We start from the raw sequence: 22,858 nt of genomic DNA, 5'->3' as shown, positions 1-22,858 counted from the left end.
AAAGAAACCTTGGGGGTTAGCCAAGGCAATGAAAAATGACGCGACTCATACATATTATACCATACTATCTTTCTTTTCGTTGCATGTTCTTTTCGTACTCAGTATATGTAATCTTTAGTGTATCTATAAACTCTCTTAGATGGCGGATTTCTCTATTTAACAACTCTTTTGTCTCAGTATATTCTACGTTTTTTAAATCGAGATTATAGGAGTCGATTTTCATCTTGGCATCAATTAACATATTTTCAATTGCCTTAAACTCTTTTTCTTTTTTATTGGATTTACCCCGTCTGAATAGCATCATACACCTCCAATAAGAGTGTATCCATTGCATCGTAATATTATGCGTTAACAGCAATTATAATGTTTTGACCATAGACTGAATCATCTTTATAACCATTACACGCTTATCCTCATCCAATTGCTCGACCTTTTCAATAATTGCTTCAAATTCTCTCCTTGTATCAGAGTAAGGTAATAAATCTTCTGTATTAGATAATCCTAATAAGTAATCAGTTGATACGTTTAAGGCTTCTGCTATAAGAGATATAGTTTTCCCAGATGGTCTCTTGTTAGTAGATGACCTAGATTCTATCATAGATATAAATGCTTCGGATACCCCAACTAATTCCCCAAGACTCTTTTGAGTTAAACCTTTCTTTAATCTTAACATTTTAACTCTTTTAGCGGTGACATGAGCAATATCGGACATGTAGATTCTCCTTTGTAAAATATAGTAAGGATATCTTAACAAAACTTAACCAATCGGTCAAGAAAAGTTAAGTTAGTGAGCGAGGCTATTTTTTGCTATTATATAAAATGAGGAGAGGTGAAGTATAAATGATTAGAGTAACTATTGGAGCAAGAAAAGACGAGAACGGTCATCTTATACCTGTAGGAATATATACTGATGGTTCTGTTAGAGATGTAGAACTAAAAGATTTGAATATTGAGGAAGTTAAGAAATTTAATAATATTGCTAAGAAAGCAACTAAAAATTAGATATTGATATTAGCTCTCTCATTTAGTACAATAGGGGAGTATCGATACACCAGAGGACGCTCTGGTAGCATATAGCTATATAAAATCTACATAACAAATATACAACAAAATATACAGAATCCTAAAACAACCTTCCTGTTCATGCAGGAGGGTTTTGCTTTATTTACCTACTTACTTTTAGTTAGTTTACATAACCTTTATTATAGGAAGTCATTTTTTGAGGTTGTAAGACATCTCAGAAAGTTGAGATTACTTATATTTATGAGATATTAAGTATTTTTATAAATTAGGTTGGATTACGTCTCGTATCTCTTAGAGATAAGTATTCTTGGTTTTTGAGATAAAAAAAGAAATTTAAATGAAATGAAGATTTTGAAATGTGGGAACAGGACAAAAAAAGACATGATAAAAATTTCATGTCTTTATAAATTCTCTATTTCCAAATCTACTTCTAATTCTAAAGCTTCGTTACATGCTTTAAACAGCATTTCAAACATGTCTTTACCGCCACTTGTGTAAAAATAGTTAGATAAGTCTGTAATATCTGTTGAAATATTATCTCCCCATGGTGGTTGCTTGGATAAGTCTTCAATATCCCATACTACCTCTGATGGTGAAAATAATTTCAATTTTTCACGAGCTTCCTTTGCTTCTTCGATTGCTTTTGGGATATTTTGAAGCGTTAACCTTCCGTTATATAGCTCTTTCATCAAATGTGGGTATTTTGTTCCCCAACCCTCTTTTTCTAAATGAAAACTAATGGTTGAGAAAAATGAGTGTACAAAATCAGATGTACCTAATCTATACCATAGAAAGTCTGCTTTAAATCCTGTTGCCATAAATACATCTCCCTTCTATCTAATCTCTTTCGATAGTTACCTTCAATTTACCAAATGTTCTTTGTGATAGCTCCTCTTTAATTTCTTTTAAAGTTTGAAGTGATACATTTTGACCTCTTGCATCAATAAAAGCTATCTGTTCTGCACCTTCTGGTAAATTTTTTAATCTATATTCAAATTGTTTTAGTAAAACATTAATTAACGAGCGTTTTCCTCTTTCGGTAGTAAGGTTATAATTTTTAACTTCCAAACTACTATTTAGGTCATGGTCAAAACCGTCTGGTCTAGTACTGCCTTTACTTGCATACGGTACTTCTTCTCTATCTTTAAATGATACTTGGTCTTTGTAATTAGGATATTTTTCATATGCATGTTTTTCGGATTCTCGCCAATGTGGTCTAGCAAACATGAGATAGCTACTCAAATAATTTCCCCAGTGTCCCGATGATGGTAGCGCACTGAGCATAGCTTCACCAGTTAAACCGACACCAGCAAAGGCAGGTTGTAAACGTGGCGGAGTAATCTGGGTTATTTTAGAGAACCTAGCCCCTCTAGCAAGTGTTGAAGCTTTATCCAGACCCTTTCCTCCAAGAAGTCCTAAGCCAACCGATGTCACAAGATAAGAACCCCAACGAAAACCACTTTCAACATCTCCGTACCAAACATCATCCATAAAAGAATCAGAGAAAGCATTCCACATAGCAGGTAGAGTTTCGTCATAATTAACAACTGCATCCCACATATTTGACCATGTTTCACCGTCTCCCAATGCCTTAAAGCCTTCCCATGCATCACCGACACCTTTCCCTGACCCATCATAAAGACCATCCCAAGCCTTCTCTAAATCAGATTTTGGTTTGCCACACATTGCACCTTCTTCAATATCTCCACTAACCAAATTCTCTCCATATAATGTATCAGCTTCACGAAACTTTTCGGCAGAATGATGTAGCTCTTCTGCAATCTTATCTAACTCTTTAAGGATATTGAACATCAATGGCTTTGCATCATTAAACATTGCATAAAACCTATCGCTAGTTGCTCCACTCCATTGTGAAGCTATATATTCTGTTTGCTGATATAGGTCTTTATGCATCTGTTCTAGTAAAGTCCTAGAATTAATAACCATCTTTGCTGATTGCTCTAGACGTTCTGGTGTAACTTTTATTTGAACCAAATTCATCCCTTCTTTTCATAGTTTGCTAATCTATGAAAATTATACCATATAAAAAAGATAGAAGAATATGAATCTTCTATCTTTTCGAATCAGAATAATGAACGTAATTTTTCCAATGCATTAGCCAAGTCTATATCATTGATTTCGCCTATCTTTTTCTTAAGCGCCTTTTTCTCAATCGTCAATGGCTTTGATGTTCTTATGTATGAAGGCTGTTTTAGCAATCCAGTCCCATCATAATCCGAAACTTCTACATCATAGTCATTTCTTGGATTTTGGGAAGTGACAGGGAGGACGACAACATCGTCATCCCCATCAATTTCTAAGCTAACTGCTAAGACTGGTCTGACCTTAGTTTGATTGTCTTGAACGAACTTAACGCTTGCTATCCATACCTCTCCCTGATTCACTGTCTTCTCCATAGATTTCGTCATAAATATCGTCTCCCTCATTGTTCCAGAAATCGAATGCTTTCCCTAGTGGAGTGTAGTCTACATCTTTTTTAGTTTCTACTGGATTGAGTACTCTCTTTTTTCTACTCATACTCGTATCCTCCTTAGTGTCTCTAATGGTAACAGTATATACTTAATAGTATATCTGTAACCATATTATGTCACAAAGCAAATTGCTATACAATAGGCTTCATGACATTTATAGCTACAGATATATTGCTATGTGATTAGAATTAAGTTGTTCTTCATAGCATGTTCATGAGCTTTCTTCTCTTCTTCTAGAAAAGCTTTGTATAAAGCAGGCTCTCTGTCATGCTCCCATAATAGGTCAAGATATTCGTCAGCATCTTCAAATATCTTAAACGTAAGATACTCTACATTCTTAATATCTTTAGTAGTAGAAAATGGTGCTGTAGGGTCAATTACTCTATTGTCCTTATCAACTATATAGCAGTGTCGAGCCATAATGCCATCTATTGCAGTCCAATAACCGTAGGCTACACGCCATTCTCCACTATGGAATTTGTCATCAACATAAGACATCACATTAAAGACGTTGTTATAGCACATCTTCTTCTCTATCCTTCTTAAATTCTCTTTGTGTACTCTGACACTTTCTTCATAGTTAATTTTCAGCATTTCAACCATATCTATTAGCCCCTATTTCTTCTTAACCTTGATTTCTATATCTGTCAATGATTCTTCTTCTTCTAGAGTTTCCAAAGTAAATTGAAGACACTTCATAATAGCTTTTGTACTGTAGTTCCCTTTTAGCTCAAATGATAATTTATTCTTATTTGAAGAAGACTTATCTTCCTTATCTTCCTTATCTTCCTTGTCTTCTTTGATTTCTTTCTCTTCAACCTTCTCTACTGGAGCTTCTTCTACTAGTTCGGACGATTCTTCCGCGCCTTTCTCTAGTAACACTGCCTCTTCAGCGGTTTCTTCAACTACTTTTGTCTCTACTTTCTCTGGTTCTGGCTTAAGGTCAAATTTGAATAACTCTGGGGATTTCTCTTCGATAGAACTATCTGCTTTAGCAACAGGTTTTTCTTTCTTGATTTCTAGAGTCTCTTCTGATTTAGGAGCTTCCTTGGCATCCTTTTCAGCTTTCTGCTCCTTCATAAATTTCATATACTTGCTTTTAACGTTATATAAATAACCTGCCTCTGCGCCATCCCACTGCCTAGCAAGTTCGCTAACAACAGGTGTCTTCGCGTAATAAGCATTAAATAGCTCATACTGAATCTCTCTAGGAAGATGCTTAAACATTTCATAATCTATAAATTCCTTCTTATATTGCTCAATCTCTTCTGGTGATATCTCTAATAGTTCTCTAGTGTCTCCTCCTCCAGAAGCATTTCTATTCATATCAAGCTCATCTAATATCTTGTAGAAAATATAATCAGTGATTCCACCCATTTGCTTCTTGATTTCAACAACTTTATAATTGTCTCTCCAATGGTTCATTAACCTTCTTTTCTCTTGTAAATCTTTTGTTTTAAACTCTTTGTAAGAAATAATATCATTCATATTGTATCTCTTGACCTCCCCATTTAGTGCCTTACGTTCTTTTGTAGACATATATAAATATGGTGTTCTTAACGCTTGGTTAGTCCCACCTTTTCTTGTGGATGCACGAGAGAAGATATTGCTACCGATTCGCTTCTTGGTTCTATTATCGATTAGAAGCATCTTCTCAATTTCTGTTACCATTTATCACCCTCTCCTAACCTCATGTTCTAATTACATAGTATCACACTAACACACAAGAATCAACTATAGTCGATAAAAAAAAGAGAAAGATTATCTCTTCCTCTTTTTACAAACAAAACCTTTACCATCCTGTTCGATATCTTCTTGAATCCTACCTTCCTTTGCCCTACGAAGAATAGCGCATTTTTCGCTATCTTTCTTACAATTGAAGCAGTTGTCCTCAAAGAATCTGCCATAGGACTCATGATTTCTAAATATTCCTTTGTATTCAACTGGTCGCAATACAGCCATAAATCGCGGGTTTTTAGCATCATACATAACCCATTGAGTGCGGATTAGAATGTTCTTATCATCCTCAATTACGATTCCAGTAAGTGCGTCACACAGTATTTTATAGTAGTTATTATTATCTTGATTTGTTCTAGACTGATAAAATACACAATCCAAGTAAAAGTGTCCTTCTGCAGTGGATGATTTATCCCATCCCTGTTTAGCCACCTCTCGCTTTAAATAAGCTTGAAATCTCTTTTTAAAATCCTTTGCTTGAGACGTTTCGTACATATGTACAATTGCCTTGCCACCTATCACCTTTGCACTCGGTTTAATGTAGCTGTTTACAGAAGGAGGAAGTTCATCATAGCGTATTAAAAACTGCTTCAGAGCCTTCCTCTCCCTTCTTTATTCTTTTGTTAATTCCATATATGATACAGCCATCTTAGTTGTAATCTCATCTAACTCTGTGTCAAACTGCATCTTCGATAACTGCTCTTTAGTCAAAGCTTTAGAGATAATAAGTATCTCCTGCTTATTAAGACTCATTGTCACTGTCTTTTCTTCCAATTTAATCACCTCAATCGAATATCTTGAATAATCCTTCGAATATAGCTTCTAAAAATGCTCCAAGAAGCTCGAAGAACGCCCCAATGGCGCTCCCCTTGCTCTTATTTCTCTTCTTCATTACTTAGATTGTGGAACTGTAATCATTGGCGTTGAACCACCAGTTACCTGTGGTAATTTACCGTCCCACTTCTCGATAGTCTTGTTCTGAATTACTTCTGGAGTCAATGATTGACGAAGTAATTCGTTTGCTTTCGCAGTACCTTCAGCTTTAACTCGCTCAGATTCAGCTTCACCACGAGCTTCTTCAACTTTTCGCTCTGCATCTACGATAGCTTGTTTCTTCTTAATTTCAGACTTCTCAAGTTCTTGTTGAGCATCTACAACTCCTTGAATTGCACCGCGAGTCTTCTTATCTGGGTCTGGAGCATTAACTGTTACGGAATCAACATCGAATCCATGCTTATTTACCATTGACTTAAACTCTTTCTCAATCTTTTCGTTGATTTCACCCTGTTTTTGGAATACGTCTAGAACTGAGTATTGAGAGAATACGTTTAATGTAGCCTTCTTAATACGTTTCTGTAACCATCCATTCTCAGTAGTCTCTGGGTCTTGACCTTTGAATTTATTATAAAGGTAAGGAAGTTTCTCTAAATCATTTGCATAGTCATATGACAAGCTAACATCCAGAGCCTTACCATCTCTTGTTTGAGCCTTGAATGTATCAACATCTACAGTTTCAGTTGCCACTGGATATTCTGTTACACGCTCAAATGGGCTAACCATGTGCCATCCTTGACCTAAGATTTCATCCTGCACACCTGTTGAACGTGAATAGATAACACCTGCATGACCTTGGTCGATAACCGTTACTGACATTGCTGTTAAAATTCCACCTGCTAATAATCCTCCTGCTACTACTACTGCTCCAACTTTTGCTTTGATTGACATAATAATTACTCCTTTTCGTTAAATAGATTTTTTAGATTTAAAATAAAGTTTCCGATTTTCTCAAATACGTTTAATTTGCCTAGCGTGTACCATACCCCTGTCAAAAGGAGTATGAATAACACTAGAAGTACGAATGCTGAAAACATGTTACACCTCTTCTGCAATACTTTTGTTTTAGAGTAAGTTTTTAAGAACTAGCTCTTTGTGAATCTGATTCAATGTGTTGCCATGTGCGAATCCAATGATTCGAACTCCTGTGGCATGCTTATGGTCTAAACCTTTGTCATACACGTTTTGATAGTACTTTAGCTTGCCTTCAAAGTTCTCTCTTTGATTAATGATAAGTTCCTCTTTTGGGAATCCTGCCATGCTTACTACTACACATACATAATTTGAATTTGCTTTACTTGCTTCATTAAAACAGTTAGTTAAATCATCCATAGTGCGTTTCATACTATCATCCTCCAGATTAGTTGTTATAAGTGTTTGGTTTGTATTTTACTGCAATTCCTGCATCATCTAGCATAAGCTCGATATTCTTAGCTAGGAACGGATATCCGTTATTTAATAACTTTTGCTTTAGAGCTTCTAATGCTTTTGGCATCTTAGCAAATCCTTCTTCTGGCTCTTCTTTTAAGATGTAGCGGTACAAACCTTCTCCAAGAGATTCCTTCTCGATTTTGTATCCTAATTGATATAACGTGCCAAGATGCGCTCCATATCGTAATGAGATATGTGAAAGCTCTGCATTAGTAGCTCCACCCTCTCCTCGGTTACGTAATCGTTTTAAAATTTGCTCTCTTTTAAGTTCAGCTTTTGTTGTCATAGTTATTATACCTCTTTCGTTTATTTTTGCAATACTTTTGTTTAACGGAATTTGATTTATTCTTCTTCGTAATCTAAGTCAAACATTGTCTCGCCATCAATTTCATATACAGAGCTGATAATACGTTTGTTTCCGTACTCATCAACCCAGAAAGGCGTTTCCTTAGGATTTAACTGCTTTAGTTCCTCAATAAGCTCTTCAACTGTCATATTGTTTTCCTTCAATTTTATAATCGATGTTTTGGGTAGGTGAATCTAACACTTCTAGCAAGTTCATTATCAAGTATCTCATTACTTGCAAAGTTCGCGAATGGTGATGCGTTATCGCACATTTTGATTCTGATACGCGCTTCATCATCTGGGAGATTGTACTTAACCCTGAATTCAACACCTAGACTTTTTGCTTTTTCATCTAACATTCTAGTGATTCTATTTACTCTCAACTCTTCAATAATTGGTCTCACTGCATTCCCTCCTAATAATTATTAAAATATGGATTTTATTAACTAGAATAACTCTGCCCACTTAGGGTCATCTTTTAGGTAATAGTGGATAACAGTTGATGGTAGCGCAATTTGATGATGCATATCCTTGTTTTGAACCAAGTTAATAACGTAATGCGCTCTAATTCCACGAGAATGAATACCTAATATATGAAACCCAATGTGGAATATATCACTTTCAATAAACGCTGTGTTTTTACTTAGATATGCTTTTTGTATATTATCTTTTACCATAAGCTTGAATAGTTTAAAATAACTTTCCATTTGCTTGCTGTTTTCTACAAACACAACAACTACAACTCTTTCAGTCATTATCAATCACTCCCACTGCCTTTAATGCAGATAAGCAAACAGCCATCTGAGGCGTTTTAGCAATGCTCTTGAATCTAAATTTCTCACTATATATACTACCAGTGCTAATACTACAGTAATAATCATCACGAGTAGCTTCTTTACTTTTCACTATCCCACAATCTTCATTTGAGCAATCTCGAAGTAATGTGCTGAATCCAAGCTCCTTTAACTTCTCCATTACCAATAGAGTATGGTTCATATCAGTTGATGGCGAAAATTCTAAATTACTACCTGCAACATAGTAAGTATGATACTCACCATTGTGATTCCATCCCATAACGCGTTCTGCAATCACCTTGTCAATATTCGTATACATAATAAATGCCTCCTGCTATATTAGTTTTGAATTAATTCGTTTAGTTCTTTCTTGTCTTTTACAAAGAATGTATCGGTAGATGTGAAGTAAGATATGGGCTGAATGCCTGTTGTCATCTTGGAATCCATTACTCTAATCCATTGTTTCTCTTCACTTAGCATCAAAATTGAAGTTCCAAATCTTGAATGTCTACACCAATACTTCTTCCCTTCAATAAAAGTACCGTTTCTATCAAGGCGCATACTTTTCATACACATCTGTCTCGTAACCTTCACCATCGCTAATCCCCCTATTTATTTACTGTTTTTCTATTATTAACCTTACGGTAAATGAAATTATAGATGTTTCTACATATAAGCTGTACTGTTTAAGAAATTGATATTGATGTGACCACCAAAGTCTTCTGCAATAACTCTTTTGATAGCATGATAAGTGCCTTCATCGTTACAGTATTCTTCTTCTTCGATTATCAACTCTACTAGCATGCCATCAAGTCCATATTCCTTATCTACCATCATATGCTCTATGATTACATCTTCAACAACATCTGCCTCGCATCGTAACTTATGAGCAACGTATTCGCATACGCCCCTTCCGTCAAATGACTGAATTTGATGCGTATCTAATTTTGGTTTGTTTACGATAATATCATTATGATTACCCACTATACCAACCCCATCTTAATATTCTTTGAGCGAATAACCGACACTATATTCATTGCAAGTCCTTCTTTTACAAACTTTACTGCATCACTAGGTTCGTGTGAATTAAACGTTGCTAACACCGTCATACTCTCAAGGTGAAGCAGTTTATACCCACCACTTTCTCCATCCTGTATGATTTGATAGTGTCTGTATTTATTGCGTCTTTCAGCGATTATTAAGTCGCCTGTATTTAATGTTAAATTTTGATGTAGCATATTATTTAAGATTTCTAGTTTCATAACGTCCTCCTACTTATATAGCATAGCTATTAATGGATTTCTGTTATCAAGTTCTTGCTTTGCTACTGTGTACCATACCTTCCAAGGCTCTGATACCTCTTTATGTACTTCTAAAACTCTATTATATGAATTTAGGAACTCTACAATCTCACTTGTCCCCCATTGTTTAATCATTTCTTTCATAATGAATCTCCTCTTCTTTTATTGTTTTTCCCACCTCCTCTTGCAAATCTTTTGCTTAAGGTGAAGCTAAAAGGCTAACCTATTAACCTCACCTTCTATTTTACTACTACTTTTTAAATCTGTCAACAATATTTTTGAATTTTCCGATAAAGCCTAAACCGAATATAACTTTGTATGCCCATGTTAATACTCGTTCGTTAAACATGCTACCAGATGCTTTAGGATGACCTCCGCCACCAAAGAATCCTGCTACGTCTTTACCTAGATTAATATGAGCATGAATTGTGCGATAAGACACCTTCTTAGCTCCCATATCTATAATAACAATAAACTCTAAGTCTTGGTTTCTCTCAGATAATTCGTTGCCTAACTCACTAATATATTGCTCTGCAAATACTACGCCAACATCGTATCCAATCAGATTAGCCTTAATCATTTGCTTCTCTTTGCGCTTAATGTAGGCTTCCTTCTTCTTGTTATCGATTGTTAATACAGCAACATCTGTCTCGTCAAACATCTCCATCCAGTAACCTTCTCTAACAGTGAATAATTCAAGTGTATTGAATCGGTCAACGTATCGTTTTACAAACTTATTAATACCAACTAAGAAGAATAGATTGTTTAACTGCATTGGGTTCTGGTCATCATAGATGTTCTTCCATTCCCATGAATCATAGCGCCTAACCATTTCTACGAAGATAGTTAATGCATCTTGATATCGTTCACCCTTGAAGTATCCTTGTAATTGAAGCTCTTCAAACAGTAAGTTTGTACCGCTATTAATACTGCCATCCTCTCGCTTCTCTTCAACTAAAGCCCAGAAATACTTGTCATCTAACCATGTAGCAGTACCATGATGGTCTAGAAGTCTAACTTTGGTAGGGCAATGCTCTTCAATTAACTCTGCAACCTCTTCGTTTACTGAGATATCTGTGATATAAATTCGGTCATACATCTCATAACCCTTAGTCATAATAAACGCTTTAACCTTGTCATTAATATCGTGGTAGGCACAATATTCAACATCTGCTGTTGGATGTGCCATCAAAGCTACAATACCGCAACCTACTCCATCTAAATCATTATGAGAGAACACTTTGACCTTCTCTTGTGCTAACTCCTTTGCCATCATCATTTCTAATGATTCCGAATCCTTTAATGTATCTACTGTTTTAGACATTATATTTCCTCCTGTAAGTTCCTCTTTTTTGCAATACTTTTGTTTAATTAACTTATAACTTGATTATACACATGTTAGTGAGATAGGTCAATACTTTTTGCAAATCTTTTGTTTTAATTTAAATATAGCTCAATTAGTCTATTCTCTAGCTTATTTACCTTACCCATCTTCTCTGCATTGCCATCGTCTTTTGCTGAATAATATGCTCCTTCACACATCTCGCGAATTAAATCGTATTCATCTTGGCTCAATTCTAGCTTAAAAGATTTCTCGACTTCTACAAATGTATCAATATAGCAATCGTTGTCACAGCAGTTATCTGATGCATGCTCTCTATATCTGAATGAATATTTCTTACCTTTATAGTCTACGATTACATCTTGATAAATCCACCATCCATTATGGTCTTCATTCTCATATGATATTTCAGCACCTTCAATCTCTTCGCCTCGAACCTCTTCGATTGTAACGTCTTCTCCAAATACCTCTTCAAATAGTTCTAATCCTTTTTTCATGTCGGTTTCTCCTCTTCTTTTTGGGTATAAAAAATAGGGAGAAATTAATCTCCCTACTATTTACTTGTGATTAGTATACTTACCTTCTACACCTTGCTCTTGACGCTTACGTGTGCGCTCATTTAGCCACATTCTAGCCTCTTCTAGCTTAGTGATAGCTAATGCATTCTCTCTGCAAGGATATCCACCCTTCTGGAATCCTTCTAATCGTTCTACTAATACATCAATTACATCTTCAATTTGTGCGCCATTTACTCCATGCTCTTGGACTGTTCCTGTTTGGAATTTGATATTAATATGCTCTCTCATTAGATTAATCCTCGCTTAGATAATACGCGTGATACTCCAGTAATGCCTACACCTTTATGACGGTCAATTTCTCTGCCATTATCATCGAGTAATAGCAATACAGGTGTTTTCTCAATGCAAAACTCTCCTGCTAACATAAATGTTTCATCATTACCTGTAGTAAGGTTATGTACTTCATCTACTTCGATTACTTTGCCAAAATCTTCTTTAAGAGCCTTTGCTAACATTTTGCATGGTGTACAGTTGTCTTGTTCAAATTTGATTAATTTCATAGTTGGATAATCCCCTTTTCGATTGTTTTAGTTTATTTGCTAGTTATGTAAAAATTACATATTAAAGCGTGTGTTATTTACCCCAAGGAATCAGTCTTTCAGATACTATTCCAAGTACGAGGCATATTAAATCGTGCCATAAATTGATGCTTAAACTGCCACTTAATAAATCAGCGAAGCACCATATGTTAGCGATGAAGAAGGTGCAGAATAACACCCTCTTCAAACGACTACTTCCCATTTCTTTAAAGAATTCATTTCTTATCTGAATTAATAATTGTTTATTCATTTCATACCTCCATGCCTCTAGATAGTGAATACGAAATCTGCGTCTGTTAAATCTTCGTGTACAGCCTTAACATAGCTGTTACCTTTTACAGAGAAGAAGTCGTGGTTCTTACCTTCTGTGCTTAAGCCATTCATTACGATTGGATTGATTTTCTTCTCCTCATAATGAGGCTCTTTACCTAAATTCATCATTGCTTTGTTTGCATTATAGTAAAGGAAGTTCTTTACATCATGGTCAAGGTTAATTGGTGCATAAATCTCTTCCGTATACTTCAATTCGTTCTCCATTAACTCCTCAAGCAACGCTTTAGTCTCATAATCTACTTCCTCTTGCTCTTGCGGAGTTAATTCTTGATATAACTCCTGCGCTAACATTGAAATATAAACCCCATGAATTGACTCATCACGTAAAATAAGATTGATAATCTCTCCAGAAGCTACCATACGTCCCTGTCCTGCTAGATACAATGGATAGAAGAACCCACTATAGAATAAGAAGCTTTCTAGGAAGACTGATGCCACCATAGCTAGATATAAAGACTTTTTAGATGTAATATTTTCATAGTAATGGGAGATATGCTCTGCTTTGTATTGTAGATATTGATTGCTCTCTACAAACTCTTCTAAGATATCAGAAATCTCGTGGTCTGGTAGCAATGTTGTGAAGATAGTAGAATATGATTTTGCATGCATTGCTTCCATAAACTCCATGAATGATAAAACGCCTTTACGTTGCGAGTCTTCAATATGTCGCTTAATACATGGCATACCAACTTCAGATTGCTTCGTATCTAATAGAGTCAATCCTGCCAATACTTTCTTATAAACATCTTGTTGCTGTGGAGACAGCTTCGCCCAATCTGATTCATCCTTTGCAGGAGAGAACTCTTCGTCCGTCCACATTTGAGCAATATTCTGCTTCCAGAACATCAATGTAAAGTCATCTGTTTTCTTATTCCAATTTACTGCCTTATGAATTCGTTTTGTCATGTTTATTAATTACCCCTCTGCAATACTTTTGTTTAAGAGGGTTAAAAGTAACCCCCTCTTTTATCAGACTACGCAAGATAAGCATTCTTCATTTGAAGACTTCTTAGTACGAGTGTAGTACAGTGTTTTAATACCTTTTTTGTGAGCGTAAATGTAATTTCTAGCGAGTTTACCAGTAGTAATCTCATCTCCATCTACGAACAATGTAAATGAAATACCTTGGTCAACGTGTTCTTGAATCGTTGCAATAAGGTCGATTACTTTGAACATGTCCATGTCATAAGCTGATTTATAGAACCAGAATGTCTTAGGAGATAGATATGGCATCGGATAATGCGTTGTTGAATCTCCATATGTTCTTGTCTCAATCTTCTCTACAATCGGCATAACAGATGGAGTAGCGTTATGTACGTATGAGATTGAGCCAGTTGGAGCGATTGCCATAATATAAGCATTATAAATACCATGAGTCATAATTTCATGATTTAGGTTGCTCCAGTCAGTTTGATTTGGAATATAGATTCCTTCGAATAACTGAGCTACTTTTGCTGTTTTAGGAGCATAACTATTCTCGATATACTTTGTTAATGCAGTACCTTTTGCATAATCCGACTTTTCGAATCCCTTGAATGGCTTACTCTTCTTTTCAGTTCCTTTCTCTCTAGCAATCTCCATAGAGCGCTGTAAAGCATAGAATCGAACCATCATAAAGAATGTATTTGCAAAGTCCTTTGCCTCTTCAGATTCATATGAGATAGAGTTTTTAGCAAGGTAGCCATGCAGATTCATTGCACCTAATCCAACAGAATGGAAGTCGTCATTAGCCAATTTAACCGTAGGAACTTCGCTAATTGAAGTCATGTCTGCCACTGCATTAAGCATGTCCATTGATGCTCTTACAGTTTTTGCAAAGATACCAGATTCCATAACACTTACAATGTTTAATGAGCCTAAGTTACAAGAGATATCTCTACCAAAAGTATCTACACCTTTATAGCTCTGAATGTCACTTGGAAGCTGAAGCTGAAGGATTTCCACGCACAAATTCGACATTTTAACTTCACCAATATCATTTAGCAAGTGAGCTTTCTTAACGTTGTCTCGGTTCATAAGATATGGATATCCACTTTCAATTTGAGTCTTAGCAATCTCTGTTAAGAACTTACGAGGATTCATCATTTGCTTCTTACGAACGTTAGGGTTGTTTAATAACTCATCGTACATAACACTCATATCCATGTCGTCTAAGTGTACGCCATACTCCTTAAATACGCTGTAAGGGTAAAATGTGAAGAATGGCTCGTTCTTCTCTGCTAACTCATAGAACTTATCTGGCATGATTAATCCTACAGACAATGTTTTAAGACGAATATTGTCATCAACATTGATTTTCTTTGTATCTAGCAAGTCCATGACATCACTATGGAATACATTTAAATATACAGCACCGCTACCTTGTCGCTGTCCAAGCTGATTAAACTTGTTAAATATACCTTCTAGAATCTTAGCAATACCTACGATTGAAGTTGATACATCCTCGATGTCCTTGATTGCGTCTCCTGCACCGCGCAGTTTAGATAAGTTAAGTGCAACTCCTCCACCCATACGACTAAGTTGAGCAGATGCTTCAGATGCATACATAATACCTTCTGTACTGTCTGGAACTTCGATTAGGAAACATGATACTAATTCCCCTGCTCTTGAGCGTCCTGCATTTAAGAATGTTGGTGTAGCAGGTTGATAACCCTGTTTGACAAGTACCTCAGCAAACTCTTGTGCCTTTTCAAAGTCACCTTGAGCCAAGAATAATGCTACTACAGCTAATCGGTCTTCATATCGTTCTAGATACTTAATGCCTTTGTTATCTTTTAAAGCGTAGTTGTTGTAGAATTTATACGCACTCATGAATGACTGGAATCGGAATTTTTCTCCATAAATCATGTTGAAGATTTCATTAACCTCTGCTGATGAATACTGGTCGAAAATAGCCTTGTCATAGTAGTCATTTTTGAACATGTAATCAAGCTGTTCTTCTCTGTCGTGGAAGTAACGCATCTTTTCATTTACATGGTCTAGGAAGTATGAGTGAACCGCCTCTTTGTCTTTGTGATACTGAAGTCTACCATTTTCATCTGGAATTTTGACCTCATTATTTAATTCGATATATTTTGCCAATACTGCTTCATTCCTTTCTTAATCTTTGTTGCTACAATATCCACATCGCTCTTAAGTCCTCTTACTTCAAACTTATGAAGCAATGGAACGTTGTACTGCTGTGATATAATATCAGTTGCTCTGCAGAAGTTGTCTGAACCCCAGTTCCGATTACCACTACCTGCTACAGCAACGATGTTCTCTCTATTCTTTTTGAGCATAGATACTACTTCCTTAGGAACTTGACCAAATCCAGTTGTATATGTAATAAGAACAAACTTCTCATTGATAACTGTTTCCTTGTCAATCTTAACTACCTTTGCTTCTGGTAGCTCTTCCTTCAGTCTTTCTACGAAACTCTTTACGTTGTTTGTTAATGACGCATAAGCTATTGTTATCATTTTACACCTCTGCAATACTTTTGTTTAATGGTATAATTGAAATAGATACCTACGCATCACTACAAAATCAATTATACCATCCATACATACATCTTGTAAACATTTTTATGCAATATTTTTGTTTAATTAGAATTGTCAAGCTTATGAAGGTATTCGGCAAGGTATGTGCGCTTATTTGACACATCATCTTTCTGAATTGCTTTCACAAGAGTCTTTTTAGTAGCAATAACTACACAGTGTTTTCGTGTACGAGTAATTGCTGTATAAATTAATTGGCGACTATTTAATAAGAAATGATATGGAAATGCTACGATAATAATCTTAGAAGCAGAACCTTGGCTCTTATGTACGGTGATACAATACGCTAATTCGATTGTGCTGTACTTATCTTCGTAAATCTTTAATCGTCCAATACCCTCGAAGTCGATAAGCATATAGTTATCTCCATCATCATCCGTATAGAAACCTTCTAGAATACCAATATTACCATTGAATACAGGGCAACTCATATCATGCTCATCAACAGCTTGATAGTTGTTTCTGATATTGATAACCTTATCACCCTGTCGTAATACGTATCCAGTATCTTCCTTACCAACTTGAATTTCATCCTTATCTTCCGACTCTGGATTATAAATCTTCTGACATGCTTTATTGATTGCTAGGCATGAATTTTTGCCTTTATTACGAGTCTGAGAAAGGATTTGAACGTCCTTAATATCTTCTACTTGAATATGTTTATGAAACTCTCTTACAACATTAAGGAAGATATCATCGTCTGATTCTACTAGCTCATATTCTAAATCCTGCAGTTCTCCATGGACTACGCGCCCTATAGACTCTTTCACCACCTGCTTACCTTGTCGAATCGCAATAGAATCCGTTACGACAGCAGATTTTTGTGCTTGTCTATGAATTTGAGTCAATGTCATTGTAGGAATCATATGACTGTCTAGCATCGGCATCATAACTGGAATACCAATAGACTCTAACTGTTGACTATCCCCTAGCATGATTAGTTTTGCACCAGAGCGAATTGCTAGTAATAAATGACCAAATAGTCGAGCATCCACCATAGACACCTCATCGACAATAACAATGTCATATGGTAACGGATTTTTGTGATTGTAGTGGAATCCACCGCTACCAACATCAAAGCCTAGCAATCTATGAATCGTACTACTTTCTCGACCTGTTACCAGAGCCAAGTTATTTGATGCCTTACCACTTAAAGCGCATTGTGCATAAATGTATCCAACCATTTCTAAGATATCTGCAACAGCTTTTAAGCTTGTCGTTTTACCAGTGCCACCATAACCTTGCAAGATAGAAACGTTATTCTCTAGCATCATCTGCATCGCTTCCTTCTGTTGGTCTGTGAAACTCCAACCTTGCTCTTCTTCGGCTTTGGCAACTTCATCTTCCCATCCATCGTATTCGAATGTGTTATTAGCTGTAAGAACGCGATATAACTGCCCTGCTACAAGCTCTTCTAACATTTGGAATGGCTTTAATGAGATACGTTTTTTATCTGGTGTTAGATAGAATTCATCATCTTCATTATCAATTAAGATTCGACCTATTAATGATTGGTCTGCAGTTGGGATAAACTCTAACGCTGTATGAATTAGGTCTGAAGGAGCTGACCATGTATGCCCTCTTCCTGCTTCCTCTTGTAATGCAAATAGTAGGAATGACTTAATGCGAATCTTATCATTAGGGTCTCCGCCCATTTTAAAGAATATCTCATCGCATGTCTTAAATCCGTAGCCGTCAATCTTCATAAGCTCATATGGATTGTTATTAATCTTCTGAACTGCTAATTCTGGACTGCCATAGAAGCCAACGATTTTGCGAATAGTGTTTGGCGTGATTCCAAATTTACCAAGTTCCACATACGCAACTGTATAATCCTTTTGAGAGTCGTAATGCTTTAGAATGCGATTGGCTGTCTTTAAACCTATTCCGCTTGCTTGTGTGAGCTTCTCTGGATTATTCTCCTTAATTACCTCTAACGGATTCTCAAATACCTCATACAGCGAATCTACTTGTCTCTTCGTTAAGATTACCTCTAGAAAGCTTCTAATATCTTTGCTATCTCCACTTTCAAGGTTAATATCCTGTCTAATAAAGCAACAGTCGTAAGAAATCCCATACTGAGGATGTCTCTGACCTTCTTCGGCTATAAAGTGATATTGAGCTTCTTTCTGCATGGCAGGCATCTCACCTTTCATCGAGAAAGTGCCAAACGACTCGTTAACTTCTACTTCGCCTTCTTCAATTGACACTGGCTCAAATGCTCCGATAACGAAGTCGCCTTTTGAGAATATAGCTCTCTTGAATGTAGCAATACCTTTAATTGTTGTCATAAATTTCCTCCTATGCAATACTTTTGTTTAAGTGTGGTTGAAAAACTATCTGGCAATACCGATAGCATCAAACATGTTATTAAATAATCGCTTCATTACTACGTCTTGCTCCTCTTCGTTTCCGAGCTGTAATTTCTGCTCAATCATCGCATCTTGGAACTCTTGAAATTGTTCTCCATTAATGTAATCTTTGATTTTATGTGGTGCAACTTGTTTCAATGTATTTAATAATGATTGTGTAATTATGATTGCTTCTGCTTTGTTTATTTCAAATGTTTTCATTATGTATATTCCCCCATTGTGTATGTGTTGCAAATCTTTATCTTTACGACTTCTTAATATTATCATCTGTTTTCATTCGCGTCAAGTAATAATTTTGCTTAAGGTAATTTAAAAATTAGTTTATAGAGAGACAGCGTTAACCATCTCTCCTATCCCATAAATCCTTGGATATATTCTAGAGTTCCCTCTGCTCTGTCTACCCATAGTGTAAGACCAAATGAATCCATAATCACATACTCTCCTCTTGCACTTTCCATTACTGTTGGAATCCCCAAGACATCTATCACTGCTAATTGACGGTGAATCCATAAGTCTGTTACTGAACCTGTTGAGCATACAAACCCTCTTTTAGACTCTAGATTCTCAAGTTGTTTAACTGTTAACGAAGAACCTTCTACTTGCTCAAAATTCATTGATTCAATATATTCCTTGATTAATGGATTGATTTTTAGCTCCATTTTCTAACAACCTCTTTCTCTGGTTTAGTTTTGCCCTTCAACAAATCAATAAGCGCGGTTCTTTCGACTGGGACTAACTGCTTGCCATTTCTAAGCTTTGTTATGATTGTCTTCTTCATTTTATCATCCATATGAAAATCCCCCTAGTCAAATGTTAAAAACAGAACCAACCACTACACTTTGTACACTTTACTCCACCGCCACTTGCAGGCTGTATATCATGTTCACAGTTTTCGTCCGCATTGTACAGCTCTTCCCACCAGAACTTCTCTTGCTTTGGCTCTTCCACGACATTCTCCTCCTTACTCACTATCTTTCTTCTTATATACATCTAATCGTTTCACGACTTGTTCTCCATGCGTACCTGTATTTATCATAGAGACAGATAGACCAACTGGATAACCCCTTTGTCTGAGAAACTCGAATATTTCATTTGCTAACTCTTCATTATGACAGTATATAATGTCTTCCATATTACTAAATGGTACTGGCATATAACCCCTCCTCCTATCGCAAGAAATGTGTTTCATACCAAGATTTAATATTTTGTTTTACGCGAAAATCAACATCAGCCTTTGCGTCAACTTCATTCCTTCTAACAAATACTACTTTTGCATGTCCAACATTTTCTTCTTCATAAACTAAATGTACTGTTTCTGGTCTATCCTTCCCCTGTTCTTGGCATGACCAACAGTGTTTCTCCTTATCCTGTTGATTGTACCAACCGCTACAAGAATCGCATTTACGCATTCCCATTTAACTCATCCTCCTGCTTCTGTAATTAAATATACAATTCATCCTCATGACCACATTGCGTACATGTAATATGAATTGCATCTGGATATGTTTGCTTAGCTTCAAAACGCCCCATATGATGTTCATTAATTGAATCAGATAATTGTAATACATTGTCCATATCGTCACGCTTTAATGAATAGTCGCTATGCGTAATACATTCCCCGCATTTAATTGTCATAGTAATCTCTAAAGCTCCCATATTAGCTCGCCCTCCTTATTAATAAAACAGCGCTTTTATTAATACTTTACAACTTCGCAATAAGACGCTTTATCGTATCCACCTTCTTCAAAATAGACTCTTGTTCCACCTGCTCCTTTGCTAATTATCTCCTTTACTGTTTTATCTTCCTTGTATGGACTGCTACGTACTATACTCCCTATCTTACCTTTCTTTCCAGCTCTGTCAGTAAATGATTTACGATGCATTTTTTAACTCTCCTTTTCTTTAGAATAAATAATACTAGCTATTAATCCAGTCTTTATAATCAACAACAGAAACATTTCTGTACTCTTCCATATACTGAACGAATAAGTCAACGCTATGACCTTCATTAATAACCCTCATTCTGATATCGTCAGCTTGCTTTTTCACTTCATCTCTTTCCCATTCACGAAGGCTATCTTTTTCTAATTCGTCTTGCATCCAAACCAATTCTTTTGCGAGTTTCTTTAATTCGTTCATAGTACTTACACTCCTTCTTACATTTAGACTTCTTTAAGAATAACGCCTTTTAACTTGTTTCCTCGCCAATACCCAACAACTTTGTCTCCAACATTCACTTCTTTCACTACTAATTGCCTTCCGAACTCTATCCCTTTATGTATACCACGTCTATCAAGTTCGTCACTTACCCCAAAGTATGTGTTGCCTTCTACTTTGTAAATTTCATATTCTATTCTATCATCTAGAGTTTTCTCTTCCATTTCTTTCACTGATTCGGATATCGCTCTTATTCTTTCTCTTTCCGCTTTAGCTTCGTTCAGCTTGTAATTATATCCCCATACAAGACCTGCACAGCATACACCAAGCACTGCGATATATGCTCCCATTTGGATTCTTCTCTTCTTATTCATTTACTAATCATCTCCTCTAACAATTATATAGTAACACACCATCACACTAATGGTCAATAAAAAAAGAAAGATTTAGGGAGAAAAAATCTCCCTTTTCTTTCAATTACTTCTTAGTAGAACCATGACCGCCTGCGCGCGCGCCAGTCGCATTGTCTCCATCAGCTTTAAGGAATTGACGAAATACGCCCTGCCCAATTCGTTCGCCCTTCTTAATCGTTTGAGGGAAGAATCCAAAGTTAATGAATTGGAACATAATATGCCCATCATTATCTGGATTGTTGTAATAATCCGAATCGATTAGCCCTACGCCATTCCCCAATAATAAGAATCGTTTTAATGGGTTGCTTGAGCGATTATACAGGTCTAATGCTTCGTTATCTAGCATGTATGATTTGACTCCAGTTGGGACAAGAGTTGGCTTTAAAATCTTTTCATTTGTATCTTGACCATACGTATACTTACGGAATAGATTCCACAGGTTTTTCCATAGAGGCTCAATTACAACATCTTCAGATGCTTCAAAATCATACCCTGCTGAATTAGCTGTTTGGCGTTCTGGTAGATTAATACCTTTGTCTTCGAATCCTTTTGCCACTTCAAATCCACGAATCTTAATGTCTTTAGCTTTGATTGTGCCAGTTGTAATACTACCTCCGCCAATTTCTAATCCTGCCTTGACTTTTAGGTCATCAGTTGTAATCTTACCGCCTAAATCAACCTTTGTTGCAGTCTGCGTAATACCCTCTGGCGCTTCATTAATCGTTTTAACAATATCCTTTTTAGTCTTAGCATCCGTCTGAACTGCTGTCCCTTTCTTAGTAGCTGTTGCTTTTTTAGTTGTAGTTGTCATAATTATTCAGTCTCCTCTTCTATTAAACTTCTTCACTCTTGATTTTTTGTAGTTCTTCTAGGATTTCATCCCATTCATAGAATCCTTTGCCATCTGTTAAATCTAAGCAGACACCATATACATATTGATTAATCCCAAGGCTTCTTCGGTCTCCAGATTCCGTTACTCCTGCGAACCTACGGATATCTTCGTAGTGCGGTAGAACCTTTTGGTTGTTAACTTTCTCTGCTAGTTGAAGGATTTCTCCTAACATAACTAACGGATTGTTACCCTCTTCTGCTAATCCGAGAATCATTTTAGCCATATCTTTCATGCCTTTTATTTGACCAAGTTCAGTCATCGTACCCATAGCAAATGGTTGTGGCTCAATGATAATTACATCACTCTCTTTGATTGCATCTGTATCTTGGCGAACAATCTTCTCAGCAAGACCTTCGTTGTTATCTAGATTAGCTTTATCATTGATTTCTTTATTGTCCATTGGATTGTAGAATGGTAATCCGATATCCTTGATTTGCTCACGTTCCTGCGCTCGTAGCATCTGTGAACCCTTTGTTAACATGTCTCCTGCGATATAAACCTTTTTCATAATTGTCATTCTCCTCTTGTTTTGTGTTTTAGTAGTTAACTGCTATCATTGCTATTGTTATAAAGAATCCTAATATCGTTGTGAGGAACGCGAGCAATGCCATTCCCATACCATCGGTATCCAACATTGCTCCAATTGCTATTCCTACGAACGGTGAAATGCATGTAATTCCAAATGATAATATTACTAATACTGTTGGACTCATCCTTCATTCACCTCTGCAATACT

Annotated in this window: 44 protein-coding genes; 1 reads left to right on the top strand and 43 read right to left on the bottom strand. The window is 36.2% G+C overall.

Translation table 11 applies throughout. The features are described 5' to 3' along the window. Nucleotides 1-64 precede the first annotated feature (64 nt). Nucleotides 65-301, bottom strand: coding sequence for a hypothetical protein (locus tag MHH42_RS31545; RefSeq protein ID WP_016085018.1), 237 nt, complete (start codon nucleotides 299-301; stop codon nucleotides 65-67). Between the two features lie 57 nt (nucleotides 302-358). Then, entirely contained in the window at nucleotides 359-712 is a 354-nt protein-coding gene (locus MHH42_RS31540) for a helix-turn-helix domain-containing protein (protein ID WP_098126442.1), read from the bottom strand. A 128-nt stretch (nucleotides 713-840) separates the two neighbouring features. Between MHH42_RS31540 and MHH42_RS31535 the strand changes: the two genes are divergently transcribed. Continuing rightward, nucleotides 841-1,002: a hypothetical protein gene (locus MHH42_RS31535; RefSeq protein WP_168898375.1), complete on the top strand. Its 162-nt coding sequence runs from the start codon at nucleotides 841-843 to the stop codon at nucleotides 1,000-1,002. 422 nt (nucleotides 1,003-1,424) lie between these two features. On the opposite strand, the gene MHH42_RS31530 is transcribed toward MHH42_RS31535, so the two are convergent. The 41 genes from MHH42_RS31530 to MHH42_RS31330 all read right to left on the bottom strand — a co-directional run bounded on the left by MHH42_RS31530 (nucleotide 1,425) and on the right by MHH42_RS31330 (nucleotide 22,835). Then, a complete protein-coding gene (locus tag MHH42_RS31530; RefSeq protein ID WP_163097237.1) occupies nucleotides 1,425-1,841 on the bottom strand; it encodes an immunity 70 family protein in 417 nt (138 codons plus the stop codon). A gap of 19 nt (nucleotides 1,842-1,860) precedes the next feature. Then, nucleotides 1,861-3,024, bottom strand: a complete 1,164-nt coding sequence (locus MHH42_RS31525) for a WXG100 family type VII secretion target (protein ID WP_340895641.1) — start codon at nucleotides 3,022-3,024, stop codon at nucleotides 1,861-1,863. 83 nt (nucleotides 3,025-3,107) lie between these two features. Next, a complete protein-coding gene (locus MHH42_RS31520) occupies nucleotides 3,108-3,452 on the bottom strand; it encodes a type II toxin-antitoxin system PemK/MazF family toxin (protein ID WP_340895639.1) in 345 nt (114 codons plus the stop codon). Beyond that, a complete protein-coding gene (locus MHH42_RS31515) occupies nucleotides 3,394-3,561 on the bottom strand; it encodes a hypothetical protein (RefSeq protein WP_340895637.1) in 168 nt (55 codons plus the stop codon). The genes MHH42_RS31520 and MHH42_RS31515 overlap by 59 nt, the downstream gene beginning before the upstream one ends. A gap of 128 nt (nucleotides 3,562-3,689) precedes the next feature. After that, entirely contained in the window at nucleotides 3,690-4,118 is a 429-nt protein-coding gene (locus MHH42_RS31510) for a hypothetical protein (protein ID WP_340895635.1), read from the bottom strand. Nucleotides 4,119-4,130: 12 nt separating this feature from the next. Then, nucleotides 4,131-5,186 carry a hypothetical protein gene (locus MHH42_RS31505; RefSeq protein WP_340895633.1) on the bottom strand — a complete coding sequence of 352 codons (1,056 nt, stop codon included), beginning with the start codon at nucleotides 5,184-5,186 and terminating at the stop codon, nucleotides 4,131-4,133. 90 nt (nucleotides 5,187-5,276) lie between these two features. Then, entirely contained in the window at nucleotides 5,277-5,774 is a 498-nt protein-coding gene (locus MHH42_RS31500; RefSeq protein ID WP_340895632.1) for a RusA family crossover junction endodeoxyribonuclease, read from the bottom strand. A 90-nt stretch (nucleotides 5,775-5,864) separates the two neighbouring features. After that, nucleotides 5,865-6,011, bottom strand: coding sequence for a hypothetical protein (locus MHH42_RS31495; RefSeq protein WP_340895686.1), 147 nt, complete (start codon nucleotides 6,009-6,011; stop codon nucleotides 5,865-5,867). 132 nt (nucleotides 6,012-6,143) lie between these two features. Then, nucleotides 6,144-6,977 carry a prohibitin family protein gene (locus tag MHH42_RS31490; RefSeq protein WP_340895630.1) on the bottom strand — a complete coding sequence of 278 codons (834 nt, stop codon included), beginning with the start codon at nucleotides 6,975-6,977 and terminating at the stop codon, nucleotides 6,144-6,146. 174 nt (nucleotides 6,978-7,151) lie between these two features. Beyond that, the gene (locus MHH42_RS31485; protein ID WP_016085007.1) at nucleotides 7,152-7,430 is read right to left on the bottom strand and encodes a hypothetical protein; all 279 of its coding nucleotides are present in this window, start codon (nucleotides 7,428-7,430) and stop codon (nucleotides 7,152-7,154) included. Nucleotides 7,431-7,446: 16 nt separating this feature from the next. Further along, nucleotides 7,447-7,803 (bottom strand): hypothetical protein, encoded by a 357-nt coding sequence (locus MHH42_RS31480; RefSeq protein ID WP_340895628.1) that lies wholly within the window; start codon nucleotides 7,801-7,803, stop codon nucleotides 7,447-7,449. A gap of 56 nt (nucleotides 7,804-7,859) precedes the next feature. Beyond that, entirely contained in the window at nucleotides 7,860-8,012 is a 153-nt protein-coding gene (locus tag MHH42_RS31475; RefSeq protein WP_016085005.1) for a hypothetical protein, read from the bottom strand. A 17-nt stretch (nucleotides 8,013-8,029) separates the two neighbouring features. Next, nucleotides 8,030-8,266: a hypothetical protein gene (locus MHH42_RS31470; RefSeq protein ID WP_340895627.1), complete on the bottom strand. Its 237-nt coding sequence runs from the start codon at nucleotides 8,264-8,266 to the stop codon at nucleotides 8,030-8,032. A 42-nt stretch (nucleotides 8,267-8,308) separates the two neighbouring features. Next, nucleotides 8,309-8,617: a hypothetical protein gene (locus MHH42_RS31465; protein WP_340895626.1), complete on the bottom strand. Its 309-nt coding sequence runs from the start codon at nucleotides 8,615-8,617 to the stop codon at nucleotides 8,309-8,311. After that, nucleotides 8,610-8,975 (bottom strand): BC1872 family protein, encoded by a 366-nt coding sequence (locus MHH42_RS31460; RefSeq protein WP_016085002.1) that lies wholly within the window; start codon nucleotides 8,973-8,975, stop codon nucleotides 8,610-8,612. Before MHH42_RS31460 ends, MHH42_RS31465 begins: the two co-directional genes overlap by 8 nt. Nucleotides 8,976-8,995: 20 nt before the next feature. After that, the gene (locus tag MHH42_RS31455) at nucleotides 8,996-9,253 is read right to left on the bottom strand and encodes a hypothetical protein (protein WP_016085001.1); all 258 of its coding nucleotides are present in this window, start codon (nucleotides 9,251-9,253) and stop codon (nucleotides 8,996-8,998) included. 69 nt (nucleotides 9,254-9,322) lie between these two features. Then, on the bottom strand, nucleotides 9,323-9,640 hold the full coding sequence (locus tag MHH42_RS31450) for a hypothetical protein (RefSeq protein WP_016085000.1): 318 nt from the start codon (nucleotides 9,638-9,640) through the stop codon (nucleotides 9,323-9,325). Then, nucleotides 9,640-9,918, bottom strand: coding sequence for a hypothetical protein (locus MHH42_RS31445; RefSeq protein ID WP_016084999.1), 279 nt, complete (start codon nucleotides 9,916-9,918; stop codon nucleotides 9,640-9,642). Before MHH42_RS31445 ends, MHH42_RS31450 begins: the two co-directional genes overlap by 1 nt. Before the next feature lie 9 nt (nucleotides 9,919-9,927). Further along, the gene (locus tag MHH42_RS31440) at nucleotides 9,928-10,101 is read right to left on the bottom strand and encodes a hypothetical protein (RefSeq protein WP_218923382.1); all 174 of its coding nucleotides are present in this window, start codon (nucleotides 10,099-10,101) and stop codon (nucleotides 9,928-9,930) included. 106 nt (nucleotides 10,102-10,207) lie between these two features. Then, complete coding sequence (locus MHH42_RS31435) at nucleotides 10,208-11,281, bottom strand: DHH family phosphoesterase (RefSeq protein WP_016084997.1); 1,074 nt, start codon at nucleotides 11,279-11,281, stop codon at nucleotides 10,208-10,210. Between the two features lie 113 nt (nucleotides 11,282-11,394). Continuing rightward, nucleotides 11,395-11,796, bottom strand: coding sequence for a hypothetical protein (locus MHH42_RS31430; RefSeq protein WP_016084996.1), 402 nt, complete (start codon nucleotides 11,794-11,796; stop codon nucleotides 11,395-11,397). A 60-nt stretch (nucleotides 11,797-11,856) separates the two neighbouring features. Beyond that, on the bottom strand, nucleotides 11,857-12,105 hold the full coding sequence (locus MHH42_RS31425; RefSeq protein WP_016084995.1) for an Acb2/Tad1 domain-containing protein: 249 nt from the start codon (nucleotides 12,103-12,105) through the stop codon (nucleotides 11,857-11,859). Beyond that, entirely contained in the window at nucleotides 12,105-12,377 is a 273-nt protein-coding gene (locus tag MHH42_RS31420) for a thioredoxin family protein (RefSeq protein WP_340895622.1), read from the bottom strand. Before MHH42_RS31420 ends, MHH42_RS31425 begins: the two co-directional genes overlap by 1 nt. Before the next feature lie 73 nt (nucleotides 12,378-12,450). Then, nucleotides 12,451-12,666, bottom strand: coding sequence for a hypothetical protein (locus tag MHH42_RS31415; RefSeq protein ID WP_016084993.1), 216 nt, complete (start codon nucleotides 12,664-12,666; stop codon nucleotides 12,451-12,453). Between the two features lie 17 nt (nucleotides 12,667-12,683). Then, nucleotides 12,684-13,655 carry a class 1b ribonucleoside-diphosphate reductase subunit beta gene (gene nrdF, locus MHH42_RS31410; protein WP_340895619.1) on the bottom strand — a complete coding sequence of 324 codons (972 nt, stop codon included), beginning with the start codon at nucleotides 13,653-13,655 and terminating at the stop codon, nucleotides 12,684-12,686. 63 nt (nucleotides 13,656-13,718) lie between these two features. Beyond that, nucleotides 13,719-15,830: a class 1b ribonucleoside-diphosphate reductase subunit alpha gene (gene nrdE / locus MHH42_RS31405; RefSeq protein ID WP_016084991.1), complete on the bottom strand. Its 2,112-nt coding sequence runs from the start codon at nucleotides 15,828-15,830 to the stop codon at nucleotides 13,719-13,721. Beyond that, complete coding sequence (nrdI, locus tag MHH42_RS31400) at nucleotides 15,809-16,210, bottom strand: class Ib ribonucleoside-diphosphate reductase assembly flavoprotein NrdI (protein ID WP_016084990.1); 402 nt, start codon at nucleotides 16,208-16,210, stop codon at nucleotides 15,809-15,811. Before nrdI ends, nrdE begins: the two co-directional genes overlap by 22 nt. A gap of 122 nt (nucleotides 16,211-16,332) precedes the next feature. Further along, nucleotides 16,333-18,579: an AAA family ATPase gene (locus tag MHH42_RS31395; protein WP_340895617.1), complete on the bottom strand. Its 2,247-nt coding sequence runs from the start codon at nucleotides 18,577-18,579 to the stop codon at nucleotides 16,333-16,335. Between the two features lie 45 nt (nucleotides 18,580-18,624). Further along, nucleotides 18,625-18,861, bottom strand: a complete 237-nt coding sequence (locus MHH42_RS31390) for a hypothetical protein (protein WP_340895615.1) — start codon at nucleotides 18,859-18,861, stop codon at nucleotides 18,625-18,627. Between the two features lie 149 nt (nucleotides 18,862-19,010). Continuing rightward, a complete protein-coding gene (locus MHH42_RS31385) occupies nucleotides 19,011-19,319 on the bottom strand; it encodes a hypothetical protein (protein ID WP_340895614.1) in 309 nt (102 codons plus the stop codon). Beyond that, complete coding sequence (locus MHH42_RS31380; RefSeq protein ID WP_340895612.1) at nucleotides 19,310-19,450, bottom strand: hypothetical protein; 141 nt, start codon at nucleotides 19,448-19,450, stop codon at nucleotides 19,310-19,312. Before MHH42_RS31380 ends, MHH42_RS31385 begins: the two co-directional genes overlap by 10 nt. 23 nt (nucleotides 19,451-19,473) lie before the next feature. Then, nucleotides 19,474-19,608, bottom strand: coding sequence for a hypothetical protein (locus tag MHH42_RS31375; RefSeq protein ID WP_016084987.1), 135 nt, complete (start codon nucleotides 19,606-19,608; stop codon nucleotides 19,474-19,476). 13 nt (nucleotides 19,609-19,621) lie between these two features. Then, nucleotides 19,622-19,813, bottom strand: a complete 192-nt coding sequence (locus tag MHH42_RS31370) for a hypothetical protein (RefSeq protein WP_340895611.1) — start codon at nucleotides 19,811-19,813, stop codon at nucleotides 19,622-19,624. 13 nt (nucleotides 19,814-19,826) lie between these two features. Continuing rightward, nucleotides 19,827-20,075: a hypothetical protein gene (locus MHH42_RS31365; protein WP_340895610.1), complete on the bottom strand. Its 249-nt coding sequence runs from the start codon at nucleotides 20,073-20,075 to the stop codon at nucleotides 19,827-19,829. A gap of 25 nt (nucleotides 20,076-20,100) precedes the next feature. After that, complete coding sequence (locus MHH42_RS31360) at nucleotides 20,101-20,316, bottom strand: hypothetical protein (RefSeq protein WP_340895609.1); 216 nt, start codon at nucleotides 20,314-20,316, stop codon at nucleotides 20,101-20,103. Between the two features lie 38 nt (nucleotides 20,317-20,354). Continuing rightward, the gene (locus MHH42_RS31355; protein ID WP_340895607.1) at nucleotides 20,355-20,543 is read right to left on the bottom strand and encodes a hypothetical protein; all 189 of its coding nucleotides are present in this window, start codon (nucleotides 20,541-20,543) and stop codon (nucleotides 20,355-20,357) included. Between the two features lie 34 nt (nucleotides 20,544-20,577). Beyond that, complete coding sequence (locus MHH42_RS31350) at nucleotides 20,578-20,799, bottom strand: hypothetical protein (RefSeq protein WP_340895605.1); 222 nt, start codon at nucleotides 20,797-20,799, stop codon at nucleotides 20,578-20,580. A gap of 23 nt (nucleotides 20,800-20,822) precedes the next feature. Then, nucleotides 20,823-21,191 (bottom strand): hypothetical protein, encoded by a 369-nt coding sequence (locus tag MHH42_RS31345; protein ID WP_340895603.1) that lies wholly within the window; start codon nucleotides 21,189-21,191, stop codon nucleotides 20,823-20,825. Nucleotides 21,192-21,294: 103 nt separating this feature from the next. Then, complete coding sequence (locus tag MHH42_RS31340) at nucleotides 21,295-22,041, bottom strand: hypothetical protein (protein WP_340895600.1); 747 nt, start codon at nucleotides 22,039-22,041, stop codon at nucleotides 21,295-21,297. A 22-nt stretch (nucleotides 22,042-22,063) separates the two neighbouring features. Beyond that, complete coding sequence (locus MHH42_RS31335) at nucleotides 22,064-22,630, bottom strand: nucleoside 2-deoxyribosyltransferase (RefSeq protein ID WP_016084976.1); 567 nt, start codon at nucleotides 22,628-22,630, stop codon at nucleotides 22,064-22,066. Between the two features lie 28 nt (nucleotides 22,631-22,658). Next, complete coding sequence (locus MHH42_RS31330; protein ID WP_016084975.1) at nucleotides 22,659-22,835, bottom strand: hypothetical protein; 177 nt, start codon at nucleotides 22,833-22,835, stop codon at nucleotides 22,659-22,661. Nucleotides 22,836-22,858 lie beyond the last annotated feature (23 nt).

The organism is Bacillus sp. FSL L8-0099 (assembly GCF_038006385.1).
GTDB classification, from domain to species: Bacteria; Bacillota; Bacilli; order Bacillales; family Bacillaceae_G; genus Bacillus_A; species Bacillus_A toyonensis.
This window is presented reverse-complemented; position numbering and strand designations above follow the sequence as displayed.

Coding starts and splice junctions, on each gene's coding strand:
- MHH42_RS31525 (WP_340895641.1), bottom strand. CDS start 3,024: ATGAATTTGGTTCAAATAAAAGTTACACCAGAACGTCTAGAGCAATCA.
- MHH42_RS31335 (WP_016084976.1), bottom strand. CDS start 22,630: ATGAAAAAGGTTTATATCGCAGGAGACATGTTAACAAAGGGTTCACAG.
- MHH42_RS31330 (WP_016084975.1), bottom strand. CDS start 22,835: ATGAGTCCAACAGTATTAGTAATATTATCATTTGGAATTACATGCATT.
- MHH42_RS31420 (WP_340895622.1), bottom strand. CDS start 12,377: ATGAAATTAATCAAATTTGAACAAGACAACTGTACACCATGCAAAATG.
- MHH42_RS31385 (WP_340895614.1), bottom strand. CDS start 19,319: ATGGAGCTAAAAATCAATCCATTAATCAAGGAATATATTGAATCAATG.
- MHH42_RS31505 (WP_340895633.1), bottom strand. CDS start 5,186: ATGGTAACAGAAATTGAGAAGATGCTTCTAATCGATAATAGAACCAAG.
- MHH42_RS31360 (WP_340895609.1), bottom strand. CDS start 20,316: ATGGGAGCTTTAGAGATTACTATGACAATTAAATGCGGGGAATGTATT.
- nrdF (WP_340895619.1), bottom strand. CDS start 13,655: ATGACAAAACGAATTCATAAGGCAGTAAATTGGAATAAGAAAACAGAT.
- MHH42_RS31415 (WP_016084993.1), bottom strand. CDS start 12,666: ATGAATAAACAATTATTAATTCAGATAAGAAATGAATTCTTTAAAGAA.
- MHH42_RS31395 (WP_340895617.1), bottom strand. CDS start 18,579: ATGACAACAATTAAAGGTATTGCTACATTCAAGAGAGCTATATTCTCA.
- MHH42_RS31425 (WP_016084995.1), bottom strand. CDS start 12,105: ATGAGAGAGCATATTAATATCAAATTCCAAACAGGAACAGTCCAAGAG.
- MHH42_RS31380 (WP_340895612.1), bottom strand. CDS start 19,450: ATGGATGATAAAATGAAGAAGACAATCATAACAAAGCTTAGAAATGGC.
- MHH42_RS31490 (WP_340895630.1), bottom strand. CDS start 6,977: ATGTCAATCAAAGCAAAAGTTGGAGCAGTAGTAGTAGCAGGAGGATTA.
- MHH42_RS31510 (WP_340895635.1), bottom strand. CDS start 4,118: ATGGTTGAAATGCTGAAAATTAACTATGAAGAAAGTGTCAGAGTACAC.
- MHH42_RS31485 (WP_016085007.1), bottom strand. CDS start 7,430: ATGAAACGCACTATGGATGATTTAACTAACTGTTTTAATGAAGCAAGT.
- MHH42_RS31370 (WP_340895611.1), bottom strand. CDS start 19,813: ATGCCAGTACCATTTAGTAATATGGAAGACATTATATACTGTCATAAT.
- MHH42_RS31430 (WP_016084996.1), bottom strand. CDS start 11,796: ATGAAAAAAGGATTAGAACTATTTGAAGAGGTATTTGGAGAAGACGTT.
- nrdI (WP_016084990.1), bottom strand. CDS start 16,210: ATGATAACAATAGCTTATGCGTCATTAACAAACAACGTAAAGAGTTTC.
- MHH42_RS31460 (WP_016085002.1), bottom strand. CDS start 8,975: ATGTATACGAATATTGACAAGGTGATTGCAGAACGCGTTATGGGATGG.
- MHH42_RS31345 (WP_340895603.1), bottom strand. CDS start 21,191: ATGAATAAGAAGAGAAGAATCCAAATGGGAGCATATATCGCAGTGCTT.
- MHH42_RS31440 (WP_218923382.1), bottom strand. CDS start 10,101: ATGAAAGAAATGATTAAACAATGGGGGACAAGTGAGATTGTAGAGTTC.
- MHH42_RS31480 (WP_340895628.1), bottom strand. CDS start 7,803: ATGACAACAAAAGCTGAACTTAAAAGAGAGCAAATTTTAAAACGATTA.
- MHH42_RS31340 (WP_340895600.1), bottom strand. CDS start 22,041: ATGACAACTACAACTAAAAAAGCAACAGCTACTAAGAAAGGGACAGCA.
- MHH42_RS31390 (WP_340895615.1), bottom strand. CDS start 18,861: ATGAAAACATTTGAAATAAACAAAGCAGAAGCAATCATAATTACACAA.
- MHH42_RS31350 (WP_340895605.1), bottom strand. CDS start 20,799: ATGAACGAATTAAAGAAACTCGCAAAAGAATTGGTTTGGATGCAAGAC.
- MHH42_RS31475 (WP_016085005.1), bottom strand. CDS start 8,012: ATGACAGTTGAAGAGCTTATTGAGGAACTAAAGCAGTTAAATCCTAAG.
- MHH42_RS31355 (WP_340895607.1), bottom strand. CDS start 20,543: ATGCATCGTAAATCATTTACTGACAGAGCTGGAAAGAAAGGTAAGATA.
- MHH42_RS31455 (WP_016085001.1), bottom strand. CDS start 9,253: ATGGTGAAGGTTACGAGACAGATGTGTATGAAAAGTATGCGCCTTGAT.
- MHH42_RS31520 (WP_340895639.1), bottom strand. CDS start 3,452: ATGACGAAATCTATGGAGAAGACAGTGAATCAGGGAGAGGTATGGATA.
- MHH42_RS31435 (WP_016084997.1), bottom strand. CDS start 11,281: ATGTCTAAAACAGTAGATACATTAAAGGATTCGGAATCATTAGAAATG.
- MHH42_RS31445 (WP_016084999.1), bottom strand. CDS start 9,918: ATGAAACTAGAAATCTTAAATAATATGCTACATCAAAATTTAACATTA.
- MHH42_RS31465 (WP_340895626.1), bottom strand. CDS start 8,617: ATGACTGAAAGAGTTGTAGTTGTTGTGTTTGTAGAAAACAGCAAGCAA.
- MHH42_RS31530 (WP_163097237.1), bottom strand. CDS start 1,841: ATGGCAACAGGATTTAAAGCAGACTTTCTATGGTATAGATTAGGTACA.
- MHH42_RS31540 (WP_098126442.1), bottom strand. CDS start 712: ATGTCCGATATTGCTCATGTCACCGCTAAAAGAGTTAAAATGTTAAGA.
- MHH42_RS31365 (WP_340895610.1), bottom strand. CDS start 20,075: ATGGGAATGCGTAAATGCGATTCTTGTAGCGGTTGGTACAATCAACAG.
- MHH42_RS31545 (WP_016085018.1), bottom strand. CDS start 301: ATGCTATTCAGACGGGGTAAATCCAATAAAAAAGAAAAAGAGTTTAAG.
- MHH42_RS31515 (WP_340895637.1), bottom strand. CDS start 3,561: ATGAGTAGAAAAAAGAGAGTACTCAATCCAGTAGAAACTAAAAAAGAT.
- MHH42_RS31535 (WP_168898375.1), top strand. CDS start 841: ATGATTAGAGTAACTATTGGAGCAAGAAAAGACGAGAACGGTCATCTT.